17 protein-coding genes and 1 tRNA gene are annotated in these 18,822 nt (G+C 59.6%); 9 read left to right on the top strand and 9 right to left on the bottom strand.

Annotated elements, in window-relative coordinates; genetic code table 11:
- Positions 1-8 precede the first annotated feature (8 nt).
- From ACSBQQ_RS01310 to yejF, 3 genes are read left to right on the top strand one after another with little or no spacing between them, the layout of a single operon-like run.
- Positions 9-1,100 (top strand): microcin C ABC transporter permease YejB, encoded by a 1,092-nt coding sequence (locus ACSBQQ_RS01310; protein WP_048321818.1) that lies wholly within the window; start codon positions 9-11, stop codon positions 1,098-1,100.
- Positions 1,097-2,122: an ABC transporter permease gene (locus tag ACSBQQ_RS01305; protein ID WP_015378535.1), complete on the top strand. Its 1,026-nt coding sequence runs from the start codon at positions 1,097-1,099 to the stop codon at positions 2,120-2,122. Before ACSBQQ_RS01310 ends, ACSBQQ_RS01305 begins: the two co-directional genes overlap by 4 nt.
- A gap of 1 nt (position 2,123) precedes the next feature.
- Positions 2,124-3,734, top strand: a complete 1,611-nt coding sequence (yejF, locus tag ACSBQQ_RS01300) for a microcin C ABC transporter ATP-binding protein YejF (protein ID WP_060427718.1) — start codon at positions 2,124-2,126, stop codon at positions 3,732-3,734.
- An 8-nt stretch (positions 3,735-3,742) separates the two neighbouring features.
- Here yejF and ACSBQQ_RS01295 read toward each other — a convergent pair whose 3' ends face one another.
- From ACSBQQ_RS01295 to rsuA, 3 genes are all read right to left on the bottom strand, one after another.
- Positions 3,743-4,087 carry a YejG family protein gene (locus tag ACSBQQ_RS01295; protein WP_004935763.1) on the bottom strand — a complete coding sequence of 115 codons (345 nt, stop codon included), beginning with the start codon at positions 4,085-4,087 and terminating at the stop codon, positions 3,743-3,745.
- Between the two features lie 593 nt (positions 4,088-4,680).
- Positions 4,681-5,877, bottom strand: coding sequence for a Bcr/CflA family multidrug efflux MFS transporter (locus ACSBQQ_RS01290; RefSeq protein ID WP_060388052.1), 1,197 nt, complete (start codon positions 5,875-5,877; stop codon positions 4,681-4,683).
- Positions 5,878-5,918: 41 nt separating this feature from the next.
- Entirely contained in the window at positions 5,919-6,632 is a 714-nt protein-coding gene (gene rsuA, locus ACSBQQ_RS01285; protein ID WP_033648013.1) for a 16S rRNA pseudouridine(516) synthase RsuA, read from the bottom strand.
- A gap of 318 nt (positions 6,633-6,950) precedes the next feature.
- On the opposite strand from rsuA, the gene ACSBQQ_RS01280 reads away from it, so the two are divergent.
- Together ACSBQQ_RS01280 and rplY are read left to right on the top strand one after the other, a co-directional pair.
- Positions 6,951-8,708 (top strand): DEAD/DEAH box helicase, encoded by a 1,758-nt coding sequence (locus ACSBQQ_RS01280; protein ID WP_033635283.1) that lies wholly within the window; start codon positions 6,951-6,953, stop codon positions 8,706-8,708.
- 162 nt (positions 8,709-8,870) lie between these two features.
- Positions 8,871-9,155, top strand: a complete 285-nt coding sequence (gene rplY, locus ACSBQQ_RS01275; RefSeq protein WP_004935776.1) for a 50S ribosomal protein L25 — start codon at positions 8,871-8,873, stop codon at positions 9,153-9,155.
- A gap of 84 nt (positions 9,156-9,239) precedes the next feature.
- Here the strand turns inward: rplY and yejK are convergent, their stop codons facing one another.
- On the bottom strand, positions 9,240-10,247 hold the full coding sequence (gene yejK, locus ACSBQQ_RS01270) for a nucleoid-associated protein YejK (protein ID WP_033635284.1): 1,008 nt from the start codon (positions 10,245-10,247) through the stop codon (positions 9,240-9,242).
- A gap of 210 nt (positions 10,248-10,457) precedes the next feature.
- Between yejK and ACSBQQ_RS01265 the strand changes: the two genes are divergently transcribed.
- The 3 genes from ACSBQQ_RS01265 (at position 10,458) to ACSBQQ_RS01255 (ending at position 12,631) form a co-directional block, all read left to right on the top strand.
- Entirely contained in the window at positions 10,458-10,685 is a 228-nt protein-coding gene (locus tag ACSBQQ_RS01265; RefSeq protein ID WP_004935782.1) for a YejL family protein, read from the top strand.
- 9 nt (positions 10,686-10,694) lie between these two features.
- On the top strand, positions 10,695-12,476 hold the full coding sequence (gene yejM, locus ACSBQQ_RS01260; RefSeq protein WP_033635286.1) for an LPS biosynthesis-modulating metalloenzyme YejM: 1,782 nt from the start codon (positions 10,695-10,697) through the stop codon (positions 12,474-12,476).
- A gap of 78 nt (positions 12,477-12,554) precedes the next feature.
- Positions 12,555-12,631, top strand: a tRNA-Pro gene (locus ACSBQQ_RS01255).
- Between the two features lie 112 nt (positions 12,632-12,743).
- Here the strand turns inward: ACSBQQ_RS01255 and ACSBQQ_RS01250 are convergent.
- From ACSBQQ_RS01250 to mhbT, 5 genes are read right to left on the bottom strand one after another with little or no spacing between them, the layout of a single operon-like run.
- The gene (locus ACSBQQ_RS01250) at positions 12,744-13,937 is read right to left on the bottom strand and encodes a 3-hydroxybenzoate 6-monooxygenase (protein ID WP_060427716.1); all 1,194 of its coding nucleotides are present in this window, start codon (positions 13,935-13,937) and stop codon (positions 12,744-12,746) included.
- A gap of 19 nt (positions 13,938-13,956) precedes the next feature.
- Positions 13,957-14,601 (bottom strand): maleylacetoacetate isomerase, encoded by a 645-nt coding sequence (gene maiA, locus ACSBQQ_RS01245; RefSeq protein ID WP_033648151.1) that lies wholly within the window; start codon positions 14,599-14,601, stop codon positions 13,957-13,959.
- 20 nt (positions 14,602-14,621) lie between these two features.
- The gene (locus ACSBQQ_RS01240; RefSeq protein ID WP_033648015.1) at positions 14,622-15,323 is read right to left on the bottom strand and encodes a fumarylacetoacetate hydrolase family protein; all 702 of its coding nucleotides are present in this window, start codon (positions 15,321-15,323) and stop codon (positions 14,622-14,624) included.
- A gap of 15 nt (positions 15,324-15,338) precedes the next feature.
- Entirely contained in the window at positions 15,339-16,376 is a 1,038-nt protein-coding gene (gene gtdA / locus ACSBQQ_RS01235) for a gentisate 1,2-dioxygenase (protein WP_033648016.1), read from the bottom strand.
- A gap of 18 nt (positions 16,377-16,394) precedes the next feature.
- Complete coding sequence (gene mhbT, locus ACSBQQ_RS01230) at positions 16,395-17,744, bottom strand: 3-hydroxybenzoate transporter MhbT (RefSeq protein WP_033648017.1); 1,350 nt, start codon at positions 17,742-17,744, stop codon at positions 16,395-16,397.
- A 125-nt stretch (positions 17,745-17,869) separates the two neighbouring features.
- On the opposite strand from mhbT, the gene ACSBQQ_RS01225 reads away from it, so the two are divergent.
- Positions 17,870-18,778 carry a LysR family transcriptional regulator gene (locus ACSBQQ_RS01225; protein WP_060426053.1) on the top strand — a complete coding sequence of 303 codons (909 nt, stop codon included), beginning with the start codon at positions 17,870-17,872 and terminating at the stop codon, positions 18,776-18,778.
- Positions 18,779-18,822 lie beyond the last annotated feature (44 nt).

Here is an 18,822-nt window from a genome sequence, read left to right as displayed (position 1 = left end):
GAGTCGGAATGGCGGCCTATCTGATACGCAGACTGTTACTGGTGATCCCCACGCTGTGGGCGATCATCACCATCAACTTTTTTATCGTGCAAATTGCCCCCGGCGGCCCGGTCGATCAGGCCATCGCCGCCATTGAGCTGGGGCACGGCAGCGGTTTTGGCAGCGGCGGCGTCAGCGAAGGCCTGGGCCATGCCCGAGCGGGCATCGCGGCTGGCGACAGCCAATACCGCGGTTCGCGCGGTCTGGATCCGGAGGTGATCGCCGAGATCACCCAACGTTACGGCTTCGATAAACCGCTGCACGAGCGCTACTTCACCATGCTGTGGAACTATATGCGCTTCGACTTCGGCGACAGCCTGTTTCGCGGCGCTTCGGTGATGCAGCTGATCGGCCAGAGCCTGCCGGTCTCCATCACGCTGGGTCTTTGGAGCACGCTGATCATCTACCTGGTGTCGATCCCGCTCGGCATCCGCAAGGCCGTCCACAACGGCAGCGCGTTCGATACCTGGAGCAGCACGCTGATCATCATCGGCTACGCCATTCCGGCTTTCCTGTTCGCCATCCTGATGATTGTGCTGTTCGCCGGCGGCAGCTACCTCGACTGGTTCCCGCTGCGCGGCCTGGTCTCCAGCAACTTCGACACCCTCTCGTGGCCGGCGAAGATCGCCGACTACCTGTGGCACATCACGTTGCCGGTGCTGGCGACGGTGATCGGCGGCTTCGCCACCCTGACCATGCTGACCAAAAACTCGTTCCTCGACGAGATCCGCAAGCAGTACGTCACCACCGCCCGCGCCAAGGGGCTGGATGAGAAAAAGATCCTGTACCGCCACGTGTTCCGCAACGCCATGCTGCTGGTGATCGCCGGTTTTCCGGCCACCTTTATCAGCATGTTCTTCACCGGCTCGCTGCTGATTGAGGTGATGTTCTCGCTCAACGGCCTGGGGCTGCTGGGCTACGACGCCACGCTGCAGCGCGACTACCCGGTGATGTTCGGCACGCTGTATATCTTCACCCTGATCGGCCTGCTGTTGAATATCCTCAGCGATATCACCTACACCCTGGTCGATCCGCGCATTGACTTCGAGGCCCGCCAATGAGCCGCCTTAGCCCGATCAACCAGGCGCGCTGGGCGCGCTTTCGCCGCAACCGCCGCGGCTACTGGTCGCTGTGGATCTTTTTGGTGCTGTTCACCCTGAGCCTGGCCGCCGATCTGATCGCCAATGACAAACCGCTGTTGGTGCGTTATGAAGGCCGGCTGTACCTGCCGTTTATGATTAGCTACAGCGAAACCGCCTTCGGCGGCGAACTGAATACCGAAGCCGACTATCAGGATCCGTTCGTGCAGCGGCAGATCGAACGGCACGGCTGGGCGGTATGGGCGCCGATCCGCTTCAGCTACGACACCATCAACTTCGCCACCGAAGTGCCCTTCCCCTCGCCGCCTTCGCGTCACAACCTGCTGGGCACCGACAGCAACGGCGGCGACGTGCTGGCCCGGGTGCTGTACGGTTTTCGCATCTCGATGCTGTTCGGCCTGGCGCTGACGCTGTTTTCCAGCCTGATCGGCGTGTGCGTCGGCGCGACGCAAGGGTATTATGGCGGGCGCTTCGATCTGTGGGGGCAGCGCTTTATCGAAGTGTGGTCGGGCATGCCGACGCTGTTTCTGATCATTCTGCTGTCGAGCATCGTCCAGCCCAATTTCTGGTGGCTGCTCGGCATCACCATCCTGTTCGGCTGGATGAGCCTGGTGGGGGTGGTGCGCGCCGAATTCCTGCGCACCCGCAATTTTGACTACATCCGCGCCGCGCGCGCCATGGGCGTGCCGGATCGGGTGATCATGTCCCGCCATATGCTGCCCAACGCCATGGTGGCGACGCTGACCTTCCTGCCGTTTATCCTGTGCGGCTCGATCACTACCCTGACGTCGCTCGATTTCCTCGGTTTCGGTCTGCCGATCGGTTCGCCGTCGCTCGGTGAATTGCTGCTGCAAGGCAAAAACAATCTGCAGGCGCCGTGGCTCGGCATCACCGCCTTCCTGGTCTTGGCGGTGCTGCTGTCGTTATTAATCTTTATCGGCGAAGCGGTGCGCGACGCCTTTGACCCCAGCAAGGCGCATTGATATGGCCACTCCTTTGCTCGCTATTCAGGATCTCAGCATCGCCTTCCGCCAGGGCGACACCGTCACGCCGGTGGTCAACGAACTCTCGCTGCAAATCGCGCCGGCGGAAACGCTGGCGCTGGTAGGGGAATCCGGCTCCGGCAAAAGCGTCACCGCCCTGTCGATACTGCGCCTGCTGCCCGCGCCGCCGGTGGTTTACCCTGCCGGCGACATTCTGTTCAACGGCGACTCGTTGCTGCATGCGCCGGAAACGGCGCTGCGCAAGGTGCGCGGCAATCAGATCGCGATGATCTTTCAGGAACCGATGGTGTCGCTTAACCCGCTGCACACCATCGAGAAACAGCTGGCGGAAGTGCTGATGCTGCACCGCGGCCTGCGGCGCGATGCCGCGCGCGCGGAGATCGTCGAGTGCCTGGAGCGCGTCGGCATCCGCCAGGCCAAAAGCCGGCTGCAGGACTATCCGCATCAGCTGTCCGGCGGCGAACGCCAGCGGGTGATGATCGCCATGGCGGTGTTGACCCGACCGAAACTGCTGATCGCCGACGAACCCACCACCGCGCTCGACGTCACTATCCAGGCGCAGATCCTGACGCTGCTGCAAGAATTGAAACGAGAGATGGACATGGGGCTGCTGTTCATCACCCATAACCTGAATATCGTGCGCCGCCTGGCGGACAACGTGGCGGTGATGCGCCAGGGGCGCTGCGTGGAGCAAAACGCCCGCGCGCGGCTGTTCAGCCGGCCGCAGCATCCTTACACGCAGCAGCTGCTGGCCGCCGAAGACGTCGGTGAACCGCTGCCGTTGCCTGCCGCGGCCAACGGGCGCCCCGGCGACGAGCGGCCGCTGCTCAAGGTGGAGAACCTGCAGGTGCGCTTCCCCATTCGCCGCGGCCTGCTGCGCCGCACGGTGGATTATCACTATGCATTGAAATCATTGAGTTTCGAGCTGCGGGCCGGGGAAAGCGTGGGGCTGGTGGGGGAATCCGGCTCGGGCAAAAGCACCACCGGGCTGGCGCTGCTGCGCCTGTTGGCCTCGCAGGGCGCCATCTGGTTCGACGGCGAACCGCTGCACCCGCTCACGATGAAGCAGATGCTGCCCTACCGCAGCCGGATGCAAATCGTCTTTCAGGATCCCTATTCCGCCCTGAACCCGCGCCTGAACGTGCAGCAGATCATCGCCGAGGGGCTGGAAGTGCACCAGCAGCTTAGCGCCGAGCAGCGGGAACAGCGCGTGATCGAGGTGTTGCAGGAGGTCGGCCTGGATCCGCAGCTGCGCCACCGCTATCCCACCGAGTTTTCCGGCGGCCAGCGCCAGCGTATCGCCATCGCGCGCGCGCTGATCCTGCAGCCGCAGCTGCTGATCCTCGACGAGCCGACCTCTTCGCTGGATAAATCGGTGCAGGCGCAGATCCTGGCGCTGCTGAAATCGCTGCAGCAACGCCACCGGCTGGCTTATCTGTTCATCAGCCATGACCTGCAGGTGGTGCGTTCGCTATGCCACCAGGTCATCGTGCTGCGACAGGGAGAAGTGGTTGAACAGGGAGACTGTCGGGCGATTTTCGCGGCGCCCGCCGCCGACTATACCCGTCAACTGCTGCAGTTAGCGGATTAGCGGCGAATTCAGAAAGGGTATTGCGCGCTGAGCGGTTCGGCGATCGCGGCGCCGACGTTTTTCAGGCGGCACATGGTGGCGCTCTCGTCGCTGCGCTGCACGAACAGGCAAGGTTCTCCTTCCCATTCGACAATCGCGCAGTCGACCTGAATCTCCTGCAGCGACAGATTGAGCTGTTGCATTACCTGCCAGGCCTCGGCCCCTTCATGGCTGAGCAACTTCAGCCCAATCAGGTTGTTATCTTCGTCTATTCCGTTAAACGGAATCGGTTCGACCTTCACGCCGGTGAAACCGGATAGCCAACGATAACTTTGCGGCAAGCGATGCACTACCGAAAGTTGGATACTCTCCACATGAAATCCCTAGTTTGAAAAGGTGAAACACTTTTACCTGACAGGGTTACTAAGTTATAGCCGTTGACTCCCGACTCTGCCGCGCACAAATGTTATTTAAATGTAAATTTTGCCGCAAACCATTAACCTGACCCCGTGCTTGCCGATGCCGCGCCATTTTTTGGCGCGCCGTGCGGTGTTATTTCACGGCATTTTGCGACTCAGCTCGCATTTTTGCGTTATATGTAACCCTTTCCCGCAGCGATCTCAACTCTTTTTTCTTGCAATGCGACTACTTTTCCGTCGCCATATTTTTACATTGAAGAAACATTTCACCCGCCACGTTAGCGCAGCCTCTCCTGCTAATGCCTTGATTTACATCAACCCTAATACAAACCACTCGCGCGGCGCAGCCGACAGAACGCCGCGCCTCCCGGGGAATATCGGGCGGCACGATGGCGGAGTTTTTTAACAAAAAGCACACAGATGGGAAATGACCGATTAATTAGCAGGCATATATTTAGCAACAAATTATTCATTGCCGGTTGCACCCTGAAATGGCAGGGCGCAACCCCATGACGCTGCGGGGCGAAACGCCCCGAGTCGGGAGAACGTCAGGCTGCGCGATCGCGCGGCCGGCTGGCGTAAACGTAGAACAGCACCGCCACGATGCTGCACAGCGCCATCGAGGTGACCATTGGCCAGGCGCTTTTGCCCGGCGCCATCGACAGCACCGCCCCCACCAGCGCGCCGATGCTGAAGCGCAACGTGCCGGCCAGGGAAGACACGGTGCCCGCCATATGCGGAAAATCATCCAGGATCACCGCCATGGCGTTGGAGGAAATCATCGCGATGCACCCCAGGTAGACCGCTACGCCGATCACCAGCGCCCAGAAGCCCAGGCCGACGGCGCTTACCGCCAGCAGCCACAGCCCCATCGCCAGCTGCACCAGCAGCCCCAGCTTGAACATCTTGACCGCGCCGAACCGCCGCACGTTGCGGCTGTTGATCAGCGTCGTCAGGAACAGGAAGACGATGTTCAGCGCAAAATAGTAGCCGAAGTGCTGCGGCGAAACGTGGTTCAGTTCGATGTAGACGAACGGCCCGGCGCTGAGGAACGAGAACATGCCCGCAAACGAGAAGGCGCTGGCCAACATGTAGCTCAGCACCCGCTTGTGGCGGAACAGCGAACCGAAGTTGCCCAGCGTGGTGCGCAGGTGGAACCGCTGACGCCGCTCTTTCGGCAGCGTCTCCTTGATGAACAAGGCCACCAGCAGTGAACCGATCAGCGCCGCGGCACCCATGGTCCAGAAGATGGCGTGCCAGCTGAACCACAGCAGCAGCGCACCGCCGATCATTGGCGCCAGCAGCGGCGCGATGGTCATCACTAGAATGACGAACGACATCATGCGCGAGAACTCATCCTTGGTGAACATGTCGCGCATCAGGGCGTTAATCACCACGCTGGCGGCGGCGGCGGCCAGACCGTGCAGGAAACGCAGCCCGATCAGCTGATCGATAGACTGCGCCATGGCGCAGGCGCAGCCGGCGATGGCAAAGATCAGCGTTCCCCACAGGATCACCGGCTTGCGGCCGATGCTGTCCGACATCGGCCCATAGAACAGCTGCCCGAAGGCAAAGCCGAGCATATAGGCGCTGAGCGTCATCTGCACGCTGCCGGACTCGACGCCAAACTGGGCGGCGATCACCGGCATACTGGGCAGGTACATGTCGATCGCCAACGGCATCAACATGGACAACAGGCCCAGAATGAAAATCAAACCGAGATGAGAGGTTCGGTTCTGTTGCACGTTCCACGACTCCTTAATCGGCCGCAATCAATGATCGGTTATCAGTCCTGCAGGTGCGGCGCGCCCACGCTAGCGATCTCTTCTTCGGTCAGTGGGCGGTATTCGCCCGGCGCCAGATCGTCATCCAGCACGATGGCGCCGATGCGCTCACGGTGCAACTCGATCACCCGGTTGCCGACGGCGGCGAACATCCGCTTCACCTGGTGGTAGCGCCCTTCGCTGATGGTCAGGCGCACCACGCGCTCGTCGACCTGCTCCAACGTCGCCGGTCGCGTCAGATCTTTCTCGTTGTGCAGTTGCACCCCTTCGGCGAAACGCTGCGCGGTGTCTTCCGCCAACGGGTGCTCCAGCGTGACCAAATAGGTTTTCTCGCAGTGGTGGCGCGGCGACGTGACGCGGTGCGACCACTGGCCGTCGTCGGTCATCAGCACCAGCCCGGTGGTGTCGATATCCAACCGCCCGGCGGCGTGCAGCTTGTACGCGACCGGCTCATCGAGGAAATACAGCACCGTCGGATGATCGGGATCGTCGGTGGAGCAGACGTAGCCCTGCGGTTTGTTGAGCATGAAATAGCGCGGGCCGTTCTGCTGCTGCAGCGGATTGCCGTCGAACGCCACTTCTTGCTCCGGGGTCAGTTTGATCGCCCCGCTCTTCACCACCTCACCGTCAACGGTGACGCGTTTAGCCCGAAGTTCGCGCGCGACCAGCGCACGGCTGATGCCTAACTGCTGAGATAAAAACTTGTCCAATCGCATGGGATCTGCTTTGCCTGTCGTTGTTATGATCGCATTGATCGTATTGCCAAAATATGACGCCCGCCGTTGCACCGGGTGCAAATGGCAGGTTCAGGGGGGAAATCGCGTGGGGGAACAGCGATTGCTGTCACACGAGTATAGCGGCACAACGCGTTGCCCGACAGGGGTAATTTTCACGCTTCTCGCACCGCGCGCGCACAGAAGGCATAATAATGGAAATTTTTCGGCCGCCCGGGGCGTAAAATGTCACGCTTTCTGTGGGAACAGAGGTGACAAAACCGCTTCCCGGCGGCCCATTCCAACCTACGGCGTTCATTTATGGCCTTTACCCTACGCCCCTACCAACTGGAAGCGGTCGAAGCCACCATCAATCATTTCCGGCGGCACCCCGAACCGGCGCTGATCGTGCTGCCGACCGGTGCCGGCAAAAGCCTGGTGATCGCCGAACTGGCGAAGCGCGCCCGCGGGCGGGTGCTGGTGCTGGCGCACGTCAAGGAACTGGTGGCGCAAAACCACGCCAAATACTGCGCCTACGGCCTGGAAGCGGACATCTTCGCCGCCGGCCTGCAACAAAAAGAGAGCGCCGGCAAGGTGGTGTTCGGCAGCGTGCAGTCGGTGGCGCGCAACCTGCCGCTGTTCGACGGCGCCTTTTCGCTGCTGATCGTCGATGAATGCCACCGCATCAGCGACGACGACGACAGCCAGTACCAGCAAATCATCCAGCATTTGCAGAAAACCAACCCGCAGCTGCGGCTGCTGGGGCTGACCGCCACGCCCTATCGCCTGGGCAAGGGCTGGATTTACCAGTATCACTACCACGGCTTCACCCGCGGCGACGGCGCCAGCCTGTTTCGCGACTGCATCTACGAGCTGCCGCTGCGCTACATGATTAAGAACGGCTTCCTGGTGCCGCCTGAGCGGCTGGACATGCCGATCGTGCAGTACGATTTCAGCCGGCTGGAGGCCAGAAGCAATGGCCTGTTCAGCGAAGCGGATCTGAACCGTGAGCTGAAGCGGCAAAACCGCGTCACGCCGCATATCATCAGCCAGATTGTAGAGTACGCCCAAGATCGTAAAGGGGTGATGATCTTCGCCGCCACCGTCGAGCACGCCCGCGAGATCCACGGCCTGCTGCCGAACGGCGAGGCCGCGCTGGTCAGCGCCGAAACGCCGCCCGCCGAGCGCGATGCGCTGATCGAGGCGTTCAAACAGCAGCAGCTGCGCTATCTGGTCAACGTAGCGGTATTGACCACCGGTTTCGACGCGCCGCACGTCGATCTGATCGCTATTCTGCGCCCGACCGAGTCCGTCAGCCTGTATCAGCAGATCGTCGGCCGCGGTCTGCGGCTGGCGCCCGGCAAGGAGGATTGCCTGATCCTCGACTACGCCGGCAACCCGCACGATCTGTTCACGCCGGAGGTCGGCGTCAGCAAGCCGCACGGCGACAGCCAGCCGGTGCAGGTGTTCTGCCCGGCCTGCGGCTTCGCCAACCTGTTCTGGGGCAAGTGCACCGAGAATGGCGACATCATCGAGCACTACGGCCGCCGCTGTCAGGGCTGGCTGGAAGACGACGACGGCCACCGCGAACAGTGCGATTACCGCTTCCGGTTCAAGAGCTGCCCGCACTGCGGCGCGGAGAACGACATCGCCGCGCGCCGCTGCCATCAGTGCCAGGAGGTGCTGGTCGATCCCGATGACATGCTGAAGGCGGCGCTGAAGCTGAAAGACGCGCTGGTGCTACGCTGCGGCGGCATGGAATTGCAGAGCGGCCGCGACGACAAGGGCGAATGGCTGAAGGCCACCTATTACGACGAGGACGGCACCAGCACCAGCGAGCGTTTCCGCCTGCAAACGCCGGCGCAGCGCAAAGCGTTCGAAATGCTGTTCCTGCGCCCGCACCAGCGCGCGCCGGGCGTGCCGTTCGCCTGGCACACCGCCGCCGACGTGCTGGCGCAACAGCAGGCGCTGCGCCATCCGGATTTCGTGGTGGCGCGCAAGCGCGGGCAGTTTTGGCAGGTGCGCGAGAAAGTGTTCGATTATCAAGGCCGTTTCCGCCGCGCCAATCAGTTGGCCTGAGCGAACGGCCCTCAATCTGGGCAGGTTTTCGTTGCCCTGCAGGCGGCTTTCCGTTAAAATGCCGCGCGCTTTACCTGGGCCTGCCCAGCGTTAAAGCGGAATTCCGAACTTGCTACTTGGGTCGCCTGTAGCAGGGTAAATTTTCTTTTAAGAGAAAAAACAATGTTCACTATCAATGCAGAAGTACGTAAAGACCAGGGTAAAGGTGCGAGCCGCCGCCTGCGTGCAGCAAACAAATTCCCAGCTATCGTTTACGGTGGCAAAGAAGCTGCAGTTTCCATCGAATTGGACCATGATTCTGTCAAGAACATGGAAGCTAAACCAGAATTCTACAGCGAAGCAGTAACTCTGGTTATCGACGGTAAAGAAACCAAAGTTAAGGTTCAGGCTGTACAGCGTCACCCGTTCAAGCCAAAACTGGCTCACATCGACTTCGTTCGCGTTTAATCGCTACGTTTTCGAACCTTTCGGGACGCCGAAATAAAGAACGCCGCAATTGCGGCGTTTTTTATTGTCTGCGATTCGGCGCGCTTACTTGCCGCTGCCGGTCCGGCGCTGCAGCTGATCGCGCAGATTCGGCGGCGTGCCTCTGATGGTCAGGGTGTCGGTGGCCGCATCCCAGAAAATGCGCTCGCCCAGCAGCATGGCGTCGAAGTTCAGGCTGATACCGCCGCCGCTGCCGGCGAATTTGGTTAGTTGGCGCAGCGTGCCGCGATCCGCCGGGAAGCTTTCTTCCAGCTCATACCCTTGCTCGCTGGAGAACTGCATGAAGTCTTTCTCGCCGACCGGCGACAGCTCCTGCGACAGCGCCTGCAGCTCAATCTCTTCGCCCGCCTGCAGCTGTTCGTTGCAGTAGCTGTACACCTGCTGGCGCACTGACTGGCGCTCGTTCTTGTCCAGCTGCGCATCGGCGCAGTAGTCGTCCACCGCCTGCAGCAGCCCACGATTTTGCGCCTTGGCGTCCAACCCTTCGGATGCCGCCAGGAAATCCATGAAGAAGTCGGCGACCTTGCGGCCCACGCGCCCACGCAGGAAGGTCAGGTAGCGGGTCGATTCCGGGTTGGTTTCCCATTCGGTCAGATCGATGCGCGCGACGATATCGGCGTTGTTGATGTCCAGATAGTGCGTGGTGTTGATATCCAGCTCTTCGTTAACGCGCATGCTGTTACGGCTGTTCAGCACCGCGATCAGCAGATACTCCACCGCCAGATAACGGTATTGGCCAAACAGCACCACGCCGCCTTCGGCGAACGGATACTTCGCCAGTTCGTCGCGCAGGCGGCCAGTCGCCGCGCGGCTGAAGGCCAGAAAGTCCTTATCGTCCTTGCGGCAGGTGCGCAGCGCTTCCGCCAGCTCGCTGCCTTCGTTGAACAGGCCCAAGGCCTTGCTCTTGGCGCTATAGACGCGATGCAGTTCCGTCATCATTTCTTCCACCGCCGCGTTGGTGGGAAGCAAGGAATCGCGCAGCACCACGTCCAGCGTTTGCTCGTCGCGTTTCACCAACTGGTGCAGAGCGATCTGGTCGATATCCAGACTCATGGTAAATCCTCCTGTTCTTTAGGCGCGTATTCAAACACTGAAGGCCCCGCCCTGCAATACTAAAAACCGCGGCAAACCGGAAAGGCGCTGCAAGGGGCAGCCCCGGCGCGGGCGAACAATTTCCCGAATGACAGGAAGTGATAAAAGAGCGGAAAATCACTGCCCTATACGGTAAGATAGGGCACTTTGCAGATTACTAAGCGCAATTTTATGCCACAATCATCCCGTTACAGTGACGAACACGTTGAACAACTGCTCTCAGAGCTGGTCAATGTTCTGGAAAAACACCATACCCCCACCGATCTTTCCCTGATGGTGCTGGGCAATATGGTCACTAATTTGATCAACACCAGCGTTGCCCCCGCGCAGCGGAAAACCCTGGCGAGATCGTTCGCGGAAGCCCTGCAGGCTTCTGTCCGTGAAGATAAAGCACATTAATATTGACTTATGGTGACAAACCGTCAGCGTTATCGTGAAAAAGTCTCCCAGATGATCAGCTGGGGGCACTGGTTCGCCTTATTCAACATTTTGCTCGCCCTTGGGCTGGGCAGCCGTTACCTGTTTGTCACCGACTGGCCCGCATCCCTGCTGGGCCGGGTTTATGCCTTTGTCAGCCTGCTGGGGCATTTCAGCTTTATCGTGTTCGCCGGCTATTTGCTGGTGATCTTCCCGCTCACCTTCGTGGTGATGTCGCAGCGGCTGCTGCGATTTATTTCCGCCGCGCTGGCCACCATCGGGCTCACGCTGTTGCTGGTCGACAGCGAAGTGTTCTCCCATTTCCACCTGCACCTCAATCCGGTGGTGTGGGATCTGGTGGTCAACCCGGACCAAAGCGAGCTTTCGCGCGACTGGCAACTGATGTTCATCTGCGTGCCGGCGATCTTCCTGGTGGAGATGCTGTTCGCCACCTGGAGCTGGCAGAAGCTGCGCAGCCTGAACCGCCGCCGCTTCGGCAAACCGCTGGCGGCGCTGTTTATCAGCGCCTTTTTCGCGTCGCACCTGATTTACATCTGGGCCGACGCCAACTTCTATCGCCCGATCACCATGCAGCGAGCCAACCTGCCGCTCTCGTACCCGATGACCGCGCGCAAGTTCCTCGAAAAACACGGCCTGCTCGACCAGCAAGAGTATGAGCGCCGCCTGATGCAACAGGGCAACCCGGAAGCGGTGGCGGTAGAGTATCCGCTCAGCGATCTCAGCTACGGCGATAAAGGCAGCGGCTATAACCTGCTGATGATCGTGGTGGACGGCATTCGCGCCAAAGACGTGGCGCAGGATATGCCGGCGCTGACGCGCTTCGCCCAGGAAAACGTGCGTTTCAGCGATCATTACAGTTCGGGCAACCATGCCGATACCGGGCTGTTCGGCCTGTTCTACGGCATTTCCCCGACCTATCTGGACAGCGTGCTCGCCGGCCGCAAGCCGTCGGCGCTGATCGCTGCGCTCGGCGATCGGGGCTACCAGCTGGGGCTGTTCTCCTCCGATGGCTTCAACGCCAGCCTGTACCGTCAGGCGCTGTTGACCGACTTCTCGCTGCCGACGCCGGCGCCGCAAAGCGACGCGCAAACCACGCAGCAATGGCAGCGTTGGCTGGCGGATCAGGGTAGCAAAGAGCCGTGGTTCTCCTATATCAGCTTCAGCGGCGCCGAGGCTGTCGAAGGCGACAAAACCCCGGCGCCGGCCGACTTTATTCGGCGCTATCGCACCGGCGCGCAAGACGTGGACGCCCAGATAGCCCAGGTGCTGGACACCCTGAAACAGCGTGGCCTGCTGGATAAAACCGTGGTGGTGATCACCGCCGAGCACGGCGTCGAGTTCAACGACAGCGGCAAAGGCCAATGGGGCGCCGGCACCGGCTTCAACCAGGCGCAGCTGCAGGTGCCGTTGGTGATCCACTGGCCGGGCACCCCGGCGCAGACCATCAGCAAGCTGACCGGCCATAACGACGTGATGCGCACCCTGATGCAACGATTGCTGCACGTGAAGACCGCGCCGAAAGACTATTCGCAGGGCGAAGATCTGTTCACCGCCCAGCGCCGCAACGACTGGATCGCTACCGGCGATGGCAATCAGCTGGTGATCATCACGCCGACGCAGACGCTGATGCTGGACAACAGCGGCAACTATCGCGTCTACGATCAGAACGGCGATGAAATAAAAGACGAGAAACCGCAGCTTGCTCTGCTGTTGCAGGTGCTGACCGATGTAAAACGCTTTATCGCCAACTAACTGCTTAAAACTAAAGCAATCAAGTGGCGAGGCGCTTGCATTAACATCGGGAATCGGTAGTATGATTTTTCATAGCGTCGGCATGTAGCGCAGCCTGGTAGCGCACCGTCATGGGGTGTCGGGGGTCGGAGGTTCGAATCCTCTCATGCCGACCAAATTTAAGAAAACCTGCTGTTACAGCAGGTTTTTTTTCGTCTGCATATTGAGAGGATTAGGCCGCACCGGTTTGGCCCATGCGCTAGCGGAGGCCCGGGCAAGGCCTCTCTCTCAGCGCGGCTGCAGGCAGTTTTCTTCTTTCCAGCCATACAGCCATTCCATTCCGCGATAAAATTCCGCCTGAGATTTGCCTTTCCATAACAGATTACGCACCTGGCGCTCAACGCCTGCGGCGTGATAAACACGGCCCATCTCACGGGTTGACCAGACGATGCGCGCCGTGCGTGGAATACGTACCGACTCGTACAGAGCAAGCGCTTTTGCCGCATCCCCTCCATGCTCTTCCAGCGCTTTACCCAGCGTTACCGCATCCTCCAGCGCCATGCAGGCTCCCTGCGCCATATACTGTGCCACCGGGTGTGCTGCATCTCCCACCAGCGTGATACGGTCGTTGCCCCATTTCTCCACCGGCTCACGATCGGCGGTTGACCAGCGGCGCCACGAGGTCGGCTTATCCAGCATTTGACGCGGACGCGGGTGAATACCGGAAAAATAGGAGAGCACCTCCTCTTTACTGCCGTCCTTCACCCCCCACTCCTCCTGCTGACGGCTATGGAACGTCACCACCAGGTTATATTGCTTCCCCCCGCGCAGCGGGTAGTGCACCAGATGGCAGTGCGGCCCCGCCCACAGCACCGGCGCGTTAATGCGTAAATCCTCCGGCATCTCATCGCAATCAATCACGCCGCGGTAAACCACATGTCCGGTCACCCGCGGCGCATCCTCCAGTAGGTACTGGCGCACAACCGATCTCACGCCGTCACAGCCGATCAGAATATCCGCCGTCCAGCGATTGCCCTGCTCATCAAATACCGTCACATCATCCGTCGTTTGGCTGATACTCACCACCTGCGTTGAGGTACGGTATTCCACATCCGGATGGGTTAATACCGCTTCCCAGACGGATGCGTGGATATCCACCCGATGGATAACCGCATAGGGATCGCCAAAGTGATCGCGAAATGCCTGCCCGGTCTCAATATGCACTACCTCCTGGGCGTTTACCGCGTCCATCAGGGTTATGTGATCGGTAAAGACGGCGCGCTCGCGTGCAACGTCGCCCACACCCAGGCTATCCAGCGCGGAAAAGGCGTTGGGTCCGAGCTGAATGCCCGCCCCAATCTCACCAATCTCGTGCGCCTTTTCCAGCAACATCACTTTAATCCCCTGGCGAGCCAACGAGAGCGCAGTCGCTGCACCGCCAATGCCTCCACCCACGATAATTGCGCGCATCACTTTAGCCATTGTTTTCCTCCTTTCGGGATCAGGCTGAGATTTTGTCTTGTTGGTTTTCTGGCGCCGCGGCGATGAATGCCGGGAGCCGAGTACAGGCGTCGTAAACCGCTTTACAGCGCGGGTACCCGCTCAGATCGCACCCCATCCGCAGGGCATTCGCCCACTGAGGGATCAGGCAGCAGTCCGCCAACGTCGGGGTATCACCAACGCAGAAGGGGCCTGGCGGCCTCTGGAGCAACAACTGTTCTACGGCGCTCAGTCCTTGGCGGATCCAGTGCGCATACCAGCGTTTTTTCTCTTCGTCACTCACCTTCAATTCTTCACTCAGGTAGCGTAAAACCCGCAGGTTATTTACCGGGTGAATATCGCAGGCGATGACATAGACGATTTCCAGTATCCGGCTGCGCGCCGGATCGGCCGTCGGTAACAACGGCAACTGAGGAAAATGGCGATCCAGCCAGTCGGTAATCGCCAGCGACTGGCTGAGAAACTCACCGTCGTCCGTGAGCAGCGTCGGCACCAGCCCGACCGGGTTCATTCGCCGATAAGCCAGCTCATTCTGTTGCCCAATGCGGATATTGACGCCCACCGTCTGGTAATGGATGCCTTTCAGCGCCAGCGCAATGCGCACGCGGTAGGACGCTGAGCTATTAAAGAAACTGTACAGCTTCATCATTCACCTCTGAATCAGCCTCAGATAATCTTCACGGCGATAGGGGTTAGCCCTTCTACATTGCCGGTAATCACATCGCCTTTCACCACCGCGCCCACCCCTTCCGGCGTTCCGGTAAAAATCAGATCGCCGGGCTGCAGCTCAAAAAAGCCGGACAGATAGCTGATGGTTTCATTCACCGACCAGATCAGATGACGGATGTCGCTGCGCTGGCGATCGCTGCCGTTGACCTGCAGCCAGATAGGTGCGCTACTCACGTCTGCGCTGTCGCCGGCTTTATGCAATGGCGCGATGGGCGCAGAAAGATCGAATGACTTGCCGATTTCCCATGGGCGCCCCATCTGACGCATGTCCATCTGCCGATCGCGGCGGGTCATGTCCAGGCCCGTAGCATATCCCCAGATGTATTCATGCGCCTTGTCCAGTGGAATATCACTCCCCCGTTTACCAATTGCCACCACCAGTTCGATTTCGTAGTGATAGTTGTCGGTTTGCGACGGATACGGCAACGCCAGCGTTTCGTCGGCCGCCACCGGCACCACCGCATCGGCAGGCTTGCAGAAGAAGAACGGTGGCTCACGATCCGGGTCAAAGCCCATTTCGCGGGCATGCGCGGCATAGTTGCGCCCGACGCAGTAAACACGGCGCACGGGAAACTGCTTATCACTCCCCACGACAGGAACAGTCACGGGGGCTTGCGGTGAAAATACGTATTGCGTCATTTTGTCTCTCCCAAATTAATAACGTGCTTCACGGAACAGTCCCAGGGCTTCCTGAACCGGTCGGTCCGAAAAACTGAATAACACGGTGTCTTCGTCCGCCTGAAACGACACATCGAACCAGGTCGGCGCCACAAAGATATCTTTTGCCAAAAAGTGAATGGTTTCGTTGCCGATGCTGACCTGGCCGCGCCCTTCCACCACGTGGTAAATGGTGCTGTCCGTGGTGCGCGCCTTCCGTGAGGAAAAGCCTTTCGGCAGCAGTTGCAGGAAGGCGCCCATCGAGGGCATGGGATAGCCGCCGGTCACCGGGTTGGCGTAGCGCATCTTGTAGCCATCCCACTCGTCGACTTCCCCCAAGCGGGTGAGGTCGTGCAGCGCTTCCCGACTGCGATCGTAGCGGTAGTTGAAAATAGGCGACGAGTTGCCTTTCTGATGGCGCAACGGCAGCATATTGGCCGCATAGCGAGGTAAATAATCCCCCTCCTGGCGCGTCACGGGCTGCTGTTCTTGCGGATAGTCCTCCGCGAAACCGCAACCCAGCAAGTTCACCAGCGGCAGATCCAGCCCATCCAGCCATACCACCGCCTCCTCGCCGGGATTACCGTGATCGTGCCAGCACCACTGCGGCGTCAAAATGAAGTCGCCTTCATGCATTTGCGTACGTTCACCGTCAACGGCGGTAAATGCCCCTTTCCCTTCGACGATAAAACGCAATGCCGACTGATTATGGCGATGGCTCGGCGCGACTTCACCCGGCATGATCAACTGCAATCCGGCATACAACGTCGGGGTGATGGAGGACTGTCCGCGCAGCATCGGGTTTTCCAGCACCAGCACGCGGCGAACCGCCTCTTTGGCGCCAATCAACTCGCCGCTGGCCAGAAGATGTGGGCGAATCTCCTGATAGTTCCAGTAAGCCGGAGCGCAGTTTGCATTCGGCGTTTGCGGCACCAAATGGTGCAGTGACTCCCACAATGGGGTCAGATTCTGCGCGGAAATATGCCGGTAGAACTGCTGACGGCTGGGGTTAACATCCTGATTGCGTTCAGGCATAGGGATTCTCCTTTTCATTCACGACGCTGCGCGAGGCAACGTATCAGGGGCTGGGGCCGGCTGGCGAACAACAGCCGTCAGCAGAATTAACATCACCGTACTGAACGCCGCCGGCACGGCAATAATGAAAAATAGCGTTTCGAATGAGAAATTCATCGCCATCATCACGCCGCCGGCAAGCGAGCCGACAATCGCGCCGCAGCGGCCAATGGCATTGGACCAGCTGACGCCGGTCGCCCGGCTTTGTGTCGGATAGAGCGTGGCGGTCAAGGCATTCAGCCCAACCTGCGAACCGCTGATGCCGATGCCGGTGCCGAAGATGGCCAGCGCCATCAGCCACAGGCCGTTCTCGCTCAGGCCAATCATGACGATACACACGGCGCCCAGGGCGTAGCTCGCCGCCAAAACCCGGAAGGGATTGTATTTGTCCATCAACACCCCCAGCCCCAGCGCCCCCAGCGTTCCGCCCATCTGGAAAGCGGCGGTCACCCAAGAGGCGTGCTGCAGATCTATACCGCGATGGTTAAGCAGCGTCGGCATCCAACTGGAGAGCAGATAGATAATCAACAGGCTCATAAAAAAAACCACCCAGAGCATGAGAGTAATGCGCAGCTGGCGGCCTGCAAACAGCGGGCTGATGCTCCCTTTGGCCACCGCAGCGGCTTCGTTGAGGTAAAAATGAGTCTCTTCATCGCACTCTCGGGTGATGGCGCTGACCGTTTTGGCAATCACCTTGTGCGGCAGTTGGCGACGGACCTGCCAGCGAGGGGATTCCGGCAGGGCAAACAGCAGCACCACAAAGAGCATCAACGGCAAAACGCCACCGAGCACCAAAATGCCTTGCCACCCCATCACCGGCACCAGTTGGGCGCTGACGATCCCGCCCAGGGCCGAACCGAGCGTGAAACCGCAGAACATCAGCGTGACCAGCGCGCCACGGCGGCGAGCAGGCAGATATTCAGAGGTCATCGTGATGGTGTTCGGCATCGCGCCCCCCAACCCCAGGCCGGTGAGAAAACGCAAAACGATCAGCGTTGGCAGATCGGGGGAGAAGGCCGAAATCAGGCTCAGCGCACCAAACAGCGCCACGCAAAGTTCAATGACGCGCTTGCGGCCAAAGCGGTCAGAGAGCGGGCCGCAAAGCAATGCGCCCGCCGTCAACCCCAACAGCCCCGCGCCAAACAGCGGCGCCAGTTCGCCGGCGGTCAGTTGCCACTGGGTGCGGATGTCAGGTGCGATGAAACCAATGGCGGCGGTGTCAAAACCATCCAGCATCACCACTAAAAAGCAGCAGATGATAACGCGCCACTGCGTCTTACCGATGGGAGCAGCGTCGATCAGTGCTTGTAAATCACGCCGTTGAGTCATAGTGAGCGCCTCGGTGCAGGTAGGTAGATGTCTGTCTTGTTTTATATATGTTATGAATTTGTATTCTTAGCGATAAAATGTACAATGGCTTTTCAGACAGAGACATAACCTGAGAGTTATAACAAATGGCGAACTGGGCGCAGAAAATGAAACTGCACCATCTGCAAATGTTGGTGGCGTTGGGTGAACAGGGAAATCTGACCCACGTTGCCCGGATGATGAACATCTCCCAACCTGCTCTGTCAAAATGGTTATCGCAGCTCGAAGATGAGATTGGGATCACACTGTTTGAGCGGCATAGCAAAGGGCTGCGCCCTTCCGAAGGGGGGAAACTGCTGCTTCAGCATGCGCAGCGTTTGATCAATGACCTGGAACGTTCGCAGTCTGAAATCGCCCGCTTTAAACAAGGCGGGCTAGTGGGAAGCCTGAAAATCGGCTGCTCACCGGTCGCCACCGACTGCGTTTCACAGGCCATATTGAGCCTACTGCAGGAAATGCCGACGCTTCATCTCAATATTGAGGAAAAAGTAATGACCCCGCTGCTGCACGATCTGATCGCGGGCGCGGTGGACGTCGTCGTGGGCCGCGTTGGCGGGCGGGCGCTGCAACTGCCGCTCAACTATCAAGTGCTCTACACCGAACCGGTGTGTTTTGTTGCCCGCCCTCACCACCCGCTGGCAAAATCCACCACCCTCACCTGGCACGATCTCACCCACTGGCGCTGGATTGTCTGGCCGACCGGCACACCCATCCGCCTCAGCATTGATAATGCGCTGGCAGATAACGGCGTGATGCTGCCTGAAAACACGGTTGAATCGGCATCAATGAACGTCAGTACCAACCTACTGCAAAGCAGCGATATGATCTCCATTCTTTCTCTACGGCTGGCGCAGCATTATGCCAGTCAGGGGCAGTTGGCGATCCTGAATCTGCCGAAGATTGAGCAAAAAGGCAGTGTGGGCGTCTTCTGGCGCAACAGCGAGCCGCCTTTTGCCGCACTGAGCCGCTTTTTGCAGCTGCTTACGCAGGCTTAAAACCCCCGCGCCGTAAACCTGCTGTTACAGCAGGTTTTTTTTCG

The sequence above is a fragment of the Serratia sp. G204Y genome, from assembly GCF_051172435.1.
GTDB lineage: Bacteria > Pseudomonadota > Gammaproteobacteria > Enterobacterales > Enterobacteriaceae > Serratia > Serratia sarumanii.
Note: the sequence above shows the minus strand (reverse complement) of the source record. Positions and strands in the feature narration are given on the sequence as shown.

Excerpts from the sequence above, each read along its gene's own strand:
- ACSBQQ_RS01240 (WP_033648015.1), bottom strand. The coding sequence starts at position 15,323 with ATGACGCAATACGTATTTTCACCGCAAGCCCCCGTGACTGTTCCTGTC.
- ACSBQQ_RS01280 (WP_033635283.1), top strand. The coding sequence starts at position 6,951 with ATGGCCTTTACCCTACGCCCCTACCAACTGGAAGCGGTCGAAGCCACC.
- ACSBQQ_RS01305 (WP_015378535.1), top strand. The coding sequence starts at position 1,097 with ATGAGCCGCCTTAGCCCGATCAACCAGGCGCGCTGGGCGCGCTTTCGC.
- yejM (WP_033635286.1), top strand. The coding sequence starts at position 10,695 with ATGGTGACAAACCGTCAGCGTTATCGTGAAAAAGTCTCCCAGATGATC.
- rsuA (WP_033648013.1), bottom strand. The coding sequence starts at position 6,632 with ATGCGATTGGACAAGTTTTTATCTCAGCAGTTAGGCATCAGCCGTGCG.
- rplY (WP_004935776.1), top strand. The coding sequence starts at position 8,871 with ATGTTCACTATCAATGCAGAAGTACGTAAAGACCAGGGTAAAGGTGCG.
- gtdA (WP_033648016.1), bottom strand. The coding sequence starts at position 16,376 with ATGCCTGAACGCAATCAGGATGTTAACCCCAGCCGTCAGCAGTTCTAC.
- ACSBQQ_RS01250 (WP_060427716.1), bottom strand. The coding sequence starts at position 13,937 with ATGGCTAAAGTGATGCGCGCAATTATCGTGGGTGGAGGCATTGGCGGT.
- yejF (WP_060427718.1), top strand. The coding sequence starts at position 2,124 with ATGGCCACTCCTTTGCTCGCTATTCAGGATCTCAGCATCGCCTTCCGC.
- yejK (WP_033635284.1), bottom strand. The coding sequence starts at position 10,247 with ATGAGTCTGGATATCGACCAGATCGCTCTGCACCAGTTGGTGAAACGC.
- ACSBQQ_RS01225 (WP_060426053.1), top strand. The coding sequence starts at position 17,870 with ATGGCGAACTGGGCGCAGAAAATGAAACTGCACCATCTGCAAATGTTG.
- ACSBQQ_RS01310 (WP_048321818.1), top strand. The coding sequence starts at position 9 with ATGGCGGCCTATCTGATACGCAGACTGTTACTGGTGATCCCCACGCTG.
- ACSBQQ_RS01265 (WP_004935782.1), top strand. The coding sequence starts at position 10,458 with ATGCCACAATCATCCCGTTACAGTGACGAACACGTTGAACAACTGCTC.
- maiA (WP_033648151.1), bottom strand. The coding sequence starts at position 14,601 with ATGAAGCTGTACAGTTTCTTTAATAGCTCAGCGTCCTACCGCGTGCGC.
- mhbT (WP_033648017.1), bottom strand. The coding sequence starts at position 17,744 with ATGACTCAACGGCGTGATTTACAAGCACTGATCGACGCTGCTCCCATC.